This is a genomic window from Streptomyces sp. NPDC059851 (assembly GCF_042732005.1).
Lineage (GTDB): Bacteria > Actinomycetota > Actinomycetes > Streptomycetales > Streptomycetaceae > Streptomyces.
On record NZ_JBHWJJ010000007.1, the window covers coordinates 103,580 to 113,227 of the forward strand.

At 68.9% G+C, this 9,648-nt stretch carries 10 protein-coding genes; 4 read left to right on the top strand and 6 right to left on the bottom strand.

Features of this window, described 5'->3' with window-relative positions; genetic code table 11:
* Position 1: 1 nt before the first annotated feature.
* Positions 2-1,477 carry a replicative DNA helicase gene (gene dnaB / locus ACFV7Q_RS03875; protein WP_385423244.1) on the bottom strand — a complete coding sequence of 492 codons (1,476 nt, stop codon included), beginning with the start codon at positions 1,475-1,477 and terminating at the stop codon, positions 2-4.
* Between the two features lie 434 nt (positions 1,478-1,911).
* Here dnaB and ACFV7Q_RS03880 point away from each other — a divergent pair, with 434 nt between their 5' ends.
* A complete protein-coding gene (locus ACFV7Q_RS03880; protein ID WP_385423246.1) occupies positions 1,912-3,249 on the top strand; it encodes an MATE family efflux transporter in 1,338 nt (445 codons plus the stop codon).
* 157 nt (positions 3,250-3,406) lie between these two features.
* On the opposite strand, the gene rplI is transcribed toward ACFV7Q_RS03880, so the two are convergent.
* The 4 genes from rplI to rpsF all read right to left on the bottom strand — a co-directional run bounded on the left by rplI (position 3,407) and on the right by rpsF (position 5,087).
* Positions 3,407-3,853 carry a 50S ribosomal protein L9 gene (gene rplI, locus ACFV7Q_RS03885; protein ID WP_385423248.1) on the bottom strand — a complete coding sequence of 149 codons (447 nt, stop codon included), beginning with the start codon at positions 3,851-3,853 and terminating at the stop codon, positions 3,407-3,409.
* Positions 3,854-3,871: 18 nt separating this feature from the next.
* Entirely contained in the window at positions 3,872-4,108 is a 237-nt protein-coding gene (rpsR, locus tag ACFV7Q_RS03890; protein WP_005315025.1) for a 30S ribosomal protein S18, read from the bottom strand.
* 43 nt (positions 4,109-4,151) lie between these two features.
* On the bottom strand, positions 4,152-4,724 hold the full coding sequence (locus tag ACFV7Q_RS03895; RefSeq protein ID WP_385423250.1) for a single-stranded DNA-binding protein: 573 nt from the start codon (positions 4,722-4,724) through the stop codon (positions 4,152-4,154).
* Positions 4,725-4,796: 72 nt separating this feature from the next.
* Positions 4,797-5,087 carry a 30S ribosomal protein S6 gene (gene rpsF, locus ACFV7Q_RS03900; protein WP_100827172.1) on the bottom strand — a complete coding sequence of 97 codons (291 nt, stop codon included), beginning with the start codon at positions 5,085-5,087 and terminating at the stop codon, positions 4,797-4,799.
* 250 nt (positions 5,088-5,337) lie between these two features.
* On the opposite strand from rpsF, the gene ACFV7Q_RS03905 reads away from it, so the two are divergent.
* The 3 genes from ACFV7Q_RS03905 (at position 5,338) to ACFV7Q_RS03915 (ending at position 8,000) form a co-directional block, all read left to right on the top strand.
* Positions 5,338-5,652, top strand: a complete 315-nt coding sequence (locus tag ACFV7Q_RS03905) for a hypothetical protein (RefSeq protein ID WP_385423252.1) — start codon at positions 5,338-5,340, stop codon at positions 5,650-5,652.
* A gap of 131 nt (positions 5,653-5,783) precedes the next feature.
* Positions 5,784-6,902 carry a lipid II:glycine glycyltransferase FemX gene (locus ACFV7Q_RS03910; protein ID WP_385423254.1) on the top strand — a complete coding sequence of 373 codons (1,119 nt, stop codon included), beginning with the start codon at positions 5,784-5,786 and terminating at the stop codon, positions 6,900-6,902.
* Between the two features lie 66 nt (positions 6,903-6,968).
* Positions 6,969-8,000 carry an alanine racemase gene (locus ACFV7Q_RS03915; RefSeq protein ID WP_385423256.1) on the top strand — a complete coding sequence of 344 codons (1,032 nt, stop codon included), beginning with the start codon at positions 6,969-6,971 and terminating at the stop codon, positions 7,998-8,000.
* 43 nt (positions 8,001-8,043) lie between these two features.
* On the opposite strand, the gene ACFV7Q_RS03920 is transcribed toward ACFV7Q_RS03915, so the two are convergent.
* On the bottom strand, positions 8,044-9,504 hold the full coding sequence (locus ACFV7Q_RS03920; RefSeq protein WP_385423258.1) for a glycosyltransferase family 87 protein: 1,461 nt from the start codon (positions 9,502-9,504) through the stop codon (positions 8,044-8,046).
* Positions 9,505-9,648 lie beyond the last annotated feature (144 nt).

Genomic DNA, 9,648 nt, shown 5'->3' on the forward strand with positions numbered 1-9,648 from the left:
GCTACGTGTTGGCCATGTCCACGAACCGCGAATAATGGCCCTGGAAGGCGACCGTGATCGTCGCCGTGGGGCCGTTTCGGTGCTTCGCCACGATCAGGTCGGCCTCGCCCGCGCGGGGCGACTCCTTCTCGTACGCGTCCTCGCGGTGCAGCAGGATCACCATGTCGGCGTCCTGCTCGATCGAACCCGACTCACGCAGGTCGGAGACCATCGGCTTCTTGTCGGTGCGCTGCTCGGGGCCTCGGTTCAGCTGGGACAGTGCGATCACCGGCACCTCGAGCTCCTTGGCCAGCAGCTTGAGGTTTCGGGACATGTCGGAGACCTCCTGCTGGCGGCTCTCGGGCCGGCGGGAGCCGCCCGACTGCATCAGCTGGAGGTAGTCGATGACCACCAGGGCGAGGTTGTTGCGCTGCTTCAGGCGCCGGCACTTCGCCCGGATCTCCATCATCGACAGGTTGGGGGAGTCGTCGATGTAGAGCGGGGCGGCGGAGACGTCCGGCATGCGGCGGGCCAGCCGGGTCCAGTCGTCGTCCGTCATCGTGCCGGAGCGCATGTGGTGCAGGGCCACGCGGGCCTCTGCGGACAGCAGGCGCATCGCGATCTCGTTGCGCCCCATTTCGAGGGAGAAGATCACGCTCGGCAGGTTGCTCTTGATGGAGCAGGCGCGGGCGAAGTCCAACGCGAGCGTCGACTTACCCATGGCGGGGCGGGCCGCGATGACGATCATCTGACCGGGGTGCAGGCCGTTGGTGAGCGAGTCGAGGTCCGTGAAGCCGGTCGGGACACCGGACATCTGGCCGCTGCGCGAGCCGATGGCCTCGATCTCGTCGAGCGCGCCCTCCATGATGTCGCCGAGAGGCAGGTAGTCCTCGGAAGTCCGCTGCTCGGTGACGGCGTAGATCTCGGCCTGGGCGCTGTTGACGATCTCGTCGACGTCGCCGTCCGCCGCGTATCCCATCTGCGTGATCTTCGTACCGGCCGCAACGAGGCGGCGCAGGACGGCACGCTCGTGGACGATCTCCGCGTAGTACGAGGCGTTGGCGGCCGTGGGCACCGACTGGACCAGCGTGTGCAGGTACGAGACACCACCGACCTTGCCGATCTCGCCGCGCCGGGTCAGCTCGGCGCCGACCGTGATCGGGTCGGCGGGCTCACCCTTGGCGTAGAGGTCGAGGACGGCTTGGTAGATGGTCTCGTGCGAGGGCCGGTAGAAGTCGTGGCCCTTGATGATTTCCACGACGTCCGCGATCGCGTCCTTGGACAGCAGCATGCCGCCGAGCACCGACTGCTCGGCGTCGAGGTCCTGCGGAGGAACGCGCTCGAAGCCTCCGCCGTCCCAGGAGCCGCCCTCACGGCCCCGCTCGTGCTGTTCGTCCCCACGACCCCGGTTCTCGGCCCCACGGCGCGAGCGGGTGGGCAGACGGTCGCCCGGACCGCTGTCGGCCCAGGGGTCGTCCATGGGCTCGGGCATACTCACCGGCCCGCCTCCTCACGTCCGCAGCGCGGACCTCACCATGCCGCTCTCACCGGGGCACGGCCCTGACATTTGGGACACCCGGGACGGCATTCAGCCGGTCGGGCAACGCACAACGGTAGGGCCGAGAGCGGCGTCAGCCAATCTTGTTATCCACAGGCTGTGTGGATGAGATGTGGATGACGGACCCAATGCTGTGGGTAACTCGCCGGAAGCTGTGTACGGACCGGGGGACGGCGCTGTGGACAAAATCACCTGACCCACCCAAGCACCCACCCTGACCTGCAGATTCTCCCTCCACCGCCTGTGGGGAAGAAATTTCTCGGCCACAGTCCCCGGATCGCCTCGGACGAGGTGTCGCGAGCGCCGGAACGGACCGTTCAGTAAGGATCAGAATGGAGTTGTGTCTCTTACCTGTGGAAGATTAAATTGAGCGCATGACACAGGCCCTGGACACACCGAAGGCTGCACCCGGACGGCACGACCGAGAGATCCTGGCTCTCGCCGTGCCGGCCTTCGGCGCGCTCGTCGCGGAACCTCTCTTCGTACTGGTCGACAGCGCCATAGTGGGGCACCTCGGCACCTCCCAGCTGGCCGGGCTGGGCATCGCCGCCGCTCTCCTGACGACCGCCGTCAGTGTGTTCATCTTTCTTGCCTACGCCACCACCGCGGCCGTCTCCCGCCGCGTCGGCTCGGGCGACCTGGGGGCCGCGCTCCGGCAGGGCATGGACGGCATCTGGCTCGCGCTCCTTCTGGGCGCGGCGGTCATCACCCTCGCGCTTCCCACAGCGCCCTGGCTGGTCTCGGCCTTCGGTGCCTCCGACACCGTCGCCCCCTACGCGATCACCTACCTGAGGATCTCGGCGCTCGGCATCCCGGCCATGCTCGTGGTCCTGGCGGCCACGGGCGTCCTCCGCGGACTCCAAGACACACGGACCCCGCTGTACGTCGCCGTGGGTGGTTTCGCCCTCAACGCCGGCCTCAACGCCGCTCTCGTCTACGGAGCCGGCCTCGGTATCGCCGGCTCCGCCTGGGGCACGGTCATCGCCCAGTGCGCCATGGCTGCCGCCTACCTCCTTGTGGTGATCCGAGGCGCCCGGAGGCACGGAGCGTCGCTGCGCCCGGACGCGGCGGGCATCCGGGCTTGTGCCCAAGCCGGCATACCGCTGCTGATCCGCACCCTGTCCCTGCGGGCCGTCCTGATGATCGCGACCGCCGTGGCCGCCCGGCTCGGCGACGCGGACATCGCCGCCCACCAGATCCTCCTCGCCCTGTGGAGCCTGCTCGCCTTCGCTCTGGACGCGATCGCCATCGCCGGACAGGCGATCATCGGCCGCTACCTGGGGGCCGGCGACATCGGGGGCGCCAAAACCGTCTGCCGCCGGATGGTGCAGTGGGGGATCGTCTCCGGATTCGTCCTCGGTGCACTGGTGGCGGTTGCCCGCCCGCTGATCGTGCCGCTGTTCACCACCGACCCGATGGTGGAGGAGGCCCTGCTGCCCGCTCTGCTGGTCGTGGCCGTGTCCCAGCCCGTGGCCGGGGTGGTCTTCGTGCTCGACGGGGTCCTGATGGGCGCGGGTGACGGACGCTATCTGGCCTCGGCAATGGTGATCACGCTGGCCGTGTTCGCACCGGCCGCGCTGCTCGTACCGCTCATCGGCGGCGGGCTGACGGCACTGTGGTGCGCCATGACCTTGATGATGCTCGTCCGGATGGCCACCCTCCAGCTGCGCGCCCGCTCCGGGCGATGGGCCGTCGCCGGGGCGACCCGCTGATCCCCGAACTCCCGGAATCGATGTTTCACGTGAAACGGGCCTCTGTGGGCCGCCGTGTTTCACGTGAAACACGGCGCCCCGTCGCTGCCCCAACACGGTGGCGGCACAAACGACGAAGGGCCGCACCCGAAAGGATGCGGCCCTTCCTACGCAGCACTTAGGCGGCGACGACCTCGACGCCCACGTTCGCGGCGACCTCGGCGTGCAGACGCACGGAGACCTGGTACGAACCGAGGGTCTTGATCGGGGCAGCCAGCTCAACGCGGCGCTTGTCGACCTTCGGACCACCGGAAGCCTCGATCGCGGAAGCGATGTCGGCCGGGGTCACGGAGCCGAAGAGGCGGCCGGCGTCACCCGAGCGGGTGGCCAGACGGACCTTCGTGCTCTCGAGCCGGGCCTTGACCTCGTTGGCCTGCTCGATGGTCGCGATCTCGTGGATCTTGCGGGCGCGGCGGATCTGCGCCACGTCCTTCTCGCCACCCTTGGTCCAGCGGATCGCGAAACCACGCGGGACCAGGTAGTTGCGAGCGTAGCCGTCCTTGACGTCAACGACGTCGCCGGCGGCACCGAGGCCCGAGACCTCCTGGGTCAGGATGATCTTCATTAGTCGGTCACCCTTTCCTTATCGCGCGGTGGACGTGTAGGGCAGCAGCGCCATCTCACGGCTGTTCTTCACGGCCGTGGCGACGTCACGCTGGTGCTGCGTGCAGTTGCCGGTGACGCGGCGGGCACGGATCTTGCCGCGGTCGGAAATGAACTTCCGCAGCATGTTCGTGTCCTTGTAGTCCACGTACGCGGTCTTGTCCTTGCAGAATGCGCAGACCTTCTTCTTCGGCTTGCGCACAGGCGGCTTCGCCATGGTGTCTCTCCTGTGTGATCAAGAAGTGGGGGTACGAGCTTCCCTAGAAGGGGGGCTCGTCCGAGTAGCCGCCGCCGGAGTTTCCACCCCAGCCACCGCCGCCACCCTGCTGCTGGCCGCCGGCCGGCGCGCTGGACGCCCACGGGTCGTCGGAGGGGCCTCCGCCGCCCTGCGGACCGCCGCTGGGGGCACCGCCCCAGCCACCGCCGCCGCCCTGCTGACCGCCGCCGTAGCCGCCCTGGCCTCCGCGGCCCGTGGTCTTGGTGACCTTGGCCGTGGCGTTCTTCAGGCTGGGACCGACTTCCTCGACGTCCAGCTCGAAGACCGTGCGCTTGACACCCTCACGGTCCTCGTATGACCGCTGCCTCAAGCGGCCCTGCACGACGACGCGCATGCCCCGCTGGAGGGACTCGGCGACGTTCTCCGCCGCCTGCCGCCACACCGAGCAGGTCAGGAACAGGCTCTCGCCGTCCTTCCACTCGTTGGTCTGGCGGTCGAAGGTGCGGGGGGTGGACGCGACGCGGAACTTCGCGACCGCCGCACCCGAGGGGGTGAAGCGCAGCTCGGGGTCGTCGACGAGATTGCCGACGACCGTGATGACGGTCTCGCCTGCCATGGATGAACCTCTCGGCGGGGATTTGCTGCTGGCTGCTGTGCTACTCGAACCCGATTACCGCTGAACCGAGGTTCAGTGGGTCTCGGGGCGAAGGACCTTGGTCCGGAGAACCGACTCGTTCAGGTTCATCTGGCGGTCGAGCTCCTTGACGACCGCGGGCTCTGCCTGCAGGTCGATGACCGAGTAGATGCCCTCGGGCTTCTTCTTGATCTCGTAAGCGAGACGACGACGGCCCCAGGTGTCGACCTTCTCGACCTTTCCGTTGCCCTCACGGACGACGGAGAGGAAGTTCTCGATCAGGGGGGCGACAGAGCGCTCCTCGAGATCGGGGTCGAGGATGACCATCACTTCGTAGTGACGCATGTGGAACCCACCTCCTTTGGACTCAGCGGCCACGGTCGTTCCGTGGCAGGAGGGTCGTGATGCGTGCCGCACGGCGTCTGAGAGCAGACACCGCGCAGACCGTACAGACTACCCCGCCGCGTCCTTCCGGTTGAAATCCGGCGGAGAGGGACCACAATCTGTAGGCATCGGTTGTGCTCGGTGCTATGCCCCCGGCCCCCCGGAGGCGGCCCCGCAGCACCGGTCCGCTTCAGCCAGGAGGTGCCTTTCCATGGCACAGGCAATGCGTTCCCAGCCCTCCATCTCGCTCCTCGCGACCGACGGCAAGCCCCATCCGCTGCAGGACGTCCTGATGGCGGTCACCCTCGTCTTCGGCGCCGTGGCATGCATCACAGCGTTTTGGGACAATCTCCACCTGCTCACCTCGTGGACCGGGCTGATCGGAATCCTGACCGGCGCGTACGGACAGTTCATCTCGGCAACGACACGCGAGCGCTTCGCGCTGATCATCGGCCTGGGCGCATCCGGCCTCGGCTTCTACCTCGGCATGGCGCACGGCGGCCTCTTCGGCGGCTGGCTGGGCTGACCGGGGCACCTCCGCGACCAGGGCGCCGCCCCCGACCGGCCCTGATACGGCCCGTCCCCCAGAAGGGTGGCGCCCTGGTCGCAGTAGGCTTCGCGCCATAGCCAGCGAAGCCGCCGGAGGAGACGCCCCGCATGAGCCTGTCCCTGAGGACCATCAGCCGAGAGCAGCATCTGGGTTATCTCCAGAGCCTGCCCTCGGCTAGCCACTGCCAGGTCCCGGCGTGGGCCGACGTGAAGAACGAGTGGCGGTCGGAGAACCTCGGATGGTTCAACGAGAACGACGAACTCGTCGGTGCCGCACTCGTGTTGTACCGCCAGCTGCCCAAGGTGAAGCGGTACCTCGCTTACCTGCCCGAGGGCCCCGTCATCAACTGGTTCGCCCCGAACCTGGAGGAATGGCTCCAGCCGATGCTGGCGCACCTCAAGCGCCAGGGCGCCTTCACCGTGAAGATGGGCCCGCCCGTCGTCATCCGCCGCTGGAACTCCGGCGCCATCAAGGCCGGGATCCAGGACCCGAACGTCAAGCGCCTGCGTGACGTGGAGGCTTCGCACATCGAGCCCCGCGCCTTCGAGGTGTCCGACAAGCTGCGCCGCATGGGCTGGCAGCAGGGCGAGGACGGCGGCGCCGGCTTCGGCGACGTCCAGCCCCGCTACGTCTTCCAGGTGCCGCTCGCCAACCGTTCGTTGGACGACGTCCTCAAGGGCTTCAACCAGCTGTGGCGCCGCAACATCAAGAAGGCCGAGAAGGCCGGCGTCGAGGTCGTCCAGGGCGGCTACGACGACCTGCCCACCTGGCAGCACCTGTACGAGATCACGGCCGAGCGCGACAAGTTCCGCCCGCGCCCGCTCAGCTATTTCCAGCGCCAGTGGACGGCCCTCAACGCCGAGGACCCGAACCGGATGCGGCTCTACATCGCCCAGCACGAGGGCGAGGCGCTGGCCGCAGCCACGATGATCACCGTGGGGCAGCACGTCTGGTACTCGTACGGCGCCTCCGCGAACCACAAGCGCGAGGTGCGTCCCTCGAACGCGATGCAGTGGCGCATGCTGCGCGACGCGTACGCGCTGGGCGCGAGCGTCTACGACCTGCGTGGTATCAGTGACACGCTGGACGAGAACGACCACCTGTTCGGCCTGATCCAGTTCAAGGTCGGTACGGGCGGCGAGGCCGTCGAGTACGTCGGCGAGTGGGACTTCCCGCTCAACAAGGTGCTGCACAAGGCGCTCGACATCTACATGTCGCGTCGCTGACCGGCTGCAACCCACCCCACCGCACCGCTGCTTCACGCAGCCATTCCAGAGAGGCTCCGGACGGGCATGGCGCTCACGCTCTACGTCGACACCGCGCGCTGGCGTGCGCACCACAAGCAGATCCAGGACCGGTTCCCCGGACTGATCCCGGTCTGCAAGGGCAACGGCTACGGCTTCGGTCACGAGCGGCTGTCCGAGGAGGCGACCCGGCTGGGGGCGGACATCCTCGCCGTCGGCACGACGTACGAGGCCGCCGCCATCAAGGACCTCTTCAGCGGCGACCTGCTCGTCCTCACCCCGTTCCGGCGGGGTGAGGACCCGGTCCCGCTGCCGGACCGGGTGATCCGCTCGGTGGCCTCACTGGACGGGGTCCGCGGCCTGGTCGGTGCCCGTGTGGTCATCGAGTGCATGAGCTCGATGCGCCGCCACGGCATCTCCGAGCAGGACCTCGGGCAGCTGCACGCAGCGATCGAGGACGTGCGGCTGGAGGGCTTCGCCCTGCACCTGCCGCTGGACCGCCCGGACGGCTCGGACCCGGTCGAGGAAGTCATCGGCTGGATGGACCGGCTGCGCGCGGCCCGTCTGCCGCTGCACACCATGTTCGTCAGCCACCTGAAGTCCGAGGACCTGGCCCGGCTTCAGCAGCAGTTCCCCCAGACCCGCTTCCGCGCCCGTATCGGAACCCGGCTGTGGCTGGGGGACCACGAGGCGACCGAGTACCGCGGCAGCGTCCTGGACGTCACCCGGGTGGCCAAGGGCGACCGGTTCGGCTACCGCCAGCAGAAGGCCGCCTCCGACGGCTGGCTCGTCGTGGTGGCGGGCGGCACTTCCCACGGGGTGGGCCTGGAGGCCCCCAAGGCCCTGCACGGTGTCATGCCGCGCGCCAAGGGTGTGGCCCGGGCCGGCCTGGCCACCGTGAACCGGAACCTTTCGCCCTTCGTGTGGGCGGGCAAGCAGCGCTGGTTCGCCGAGCCGCCGCACATGCAGGTCTCGATCCTGTTCGTGCCTTCGGACGCGCCCGAGCCCAAGGTGGGCGACGAGCTCGTAGCGCACCTGCGCCACACGACGACGCAGTTCGACCGGATCGTCGACGCCTGAGCCGTTCCCGAGCCGGCACGGGACCGGCCCGGGCACCGGGCCGTCAGTCCCCGGGGGCCATGCCCCAGCGGACCCGCTGTCCCTCCGAGGGCGCCGCTTCCCGCGGCGCCCTCGCTGCGTCCGAGAGCACGAACGCGTCCGCGGCCCCGTCCAGGACACCGCCGGAGGGGTCGTCCGACCCGTCACGGCGTACGACGTCCCGCTCGGGCAGCAGGATGTCGCGCACGACGACCGCACACAGGTAGAGCGTGCCCAGGAGGTGGGCCGCGATGGCCAGCTGGTAGCCCTCAGTGGGCAGGCCCTGGTGCTTGTCGCCGCTGGTCGTGTAGGCCAGATAGAACCAGATCCCGAGGAAGTACACGACCTCGGTGGCCTGCCAGACGAGGAAGTCCCGCCAGCGCGGCCGGGCCAGCGCCGCGAGCGGGATGAGCCACAGCACGTACTGCGGCGAGTAGACCTTGTTCGCCAGGATGAAGACGGCCACGACCAGGAAGGCCAACTGCGCGAAGCGCGGGCGGCGGGGCGCGGTGAGAGCGAGCAGGCCGATGGCCGCGCACAGCAGCAGCGTCAGGCCCGTCGCGTAGGTGTTGGCGTCGGTCAGGGGATTGCCGGAGCGTTGGGAGATGAGCAGCCACACCGAGCCGAAGTCGATGGGCCGCTCCTGGCTGAACGTGTAGAACTTCTTCCAGCCGTCCCAGGCGAACAGCATGACGGGCAGGTTCACCAGGAGCCAGGAGGCGGCAGCGCCCAGCACCGCCGCACCGAACGCACGCCATTTCCCGGCCCGCCAACACAGCACGAACAGCGCTCCGAGCAACAGGACCGGATAGAGCTTCGCCGCGGTGGCGAGGCCGACGAGGATGCCGAAGAGCAGGGCGCGGCCGCGGGACCACATGAGCATGGCCGCGGCGGTCAGGGCGATGGCCAGCAGGTCCCAGTTGATCGTCGCGGTCAGCGCGAAGGCAGGCGCGAGGGCGAAGAGCAGCGCGTCCCAGGGCCGGCGGCGGTGGGTGCGGGCGACGCAGACGGCGATGATCGCGGCGCAGCCCATCAGCATCCCCGCGTTCACCATCCAGTACATCTGCTCGCGGTGCTGCATGGAGCCGCCACCCGGGGTCAGCCAGGACGCGACCTCCATGAACAGGCCGGTGAGGACGGGGTACTCCAGGTACTCCATGTCGCCGGGCAGCCGGTCGAAGTACGGGGTGAGGCCGTCGGCGAAGCCGCGCGCGACGAACAGGTGCGGGATGTCGGAGTAACAGGCGTGGGTGTACTGGGACCCGGCGCCGCGGAACCACGCCCAGTCGTAGCAGGGCAGCTTCTGCACCATGCCGAGCGCGAACATCCCGAGGGCGACCAGCACCACGACGCGGACCGGGTGCAGCCAGTGGCCGCCGAGCCTGGCGTGGCGGCCGATGGGGCCGCCGATGAACTCGCTGCCCGCCGCGGCGACCTCGTCCTGCTGGGTGGGCAGTACGGGCCGGTCCTCCTGCACCTTCGTCATGCGCTCATCCTGCCGTACGACGCCAAGCACGCGGGAGGGCCGCCGCGACGGAACCGGCGGCCCAACTACCGTGAGGGGTAGGGGGGGGGTCAGCCCCCCACCGTGTGGGGAGCCCAGTTGGTTCCGGTGGGGCGGCCCCGCGGT

Excerpts from the sequence above, each read along its gene's own strand:
- ACFV7Q_RS03880 (WP_385423246.1), top strand. The coding sequence starts at position 1,912 with ATGACACAGGCCCTGGACACACCGAAGGCTGCACCCGGACGGCACGAC.
- rplI (WP_385423248.1), bottom strand. The coding sequence starts at position 3,853 with ATGAAGATCATCCTGACCCAGGAGGTCTCGGGCCTCGGTGCCGCCGGC.
- rpsR (WP_005315025.1), bottom strand. The coding sequence starts at position 4,108 with ATGGCGAAGCCGCCTGTGCGCAAGCCGAAGAAGAAGGTCTGCGCATTC.
- ACFV7Q_RS03895 (WP_385423250.1), bottom strand. The coding sequence starts at position 4,724 with ATGGCAGGCGAGACCGTCATCACGGTCGTCGGCAATCTCGTCGACGAC.
- rpsF (WP_100827172.1), bottom strand. The coding sequence starts at position 5,087 with ATGCGTCACTACGAAGTGATGGTCATCCTCGACCCCGATCTCGAGGAG.
- ACFV7Q_RS03905 (WP_385423252.1), top strand. The coding sequence starts at position 5,338 with ATGGCACAGGCAATGCGTTCCCAGCCCTCCATCTCGCTCCTCGCGACC.
- ACFV7Q_RS03910 (WP_385423254.1), top strand. The coding sequence starts at position 5,784 with ATGAGCCTGTCCCTGAGGACCATCAGCCGAGAGCAGCATCTGGGTTAT.
- ACFV7Q_RS03915 (WP_385423256.1), top strand. The coding sequence starts at position 6,969 with ATGGCGCTCACGCTCTACGTCGACACCGCGCGCTGGCGTGCGCACCAC.
- ACFV7Q_RS03920 (WP_385423258.1), bottom strand. The coding sequence starts at position 9,504 with ATGACGAAGGTGCAGGAGGACCGGCCCGTACTGCCCACCCAGCAGGAC.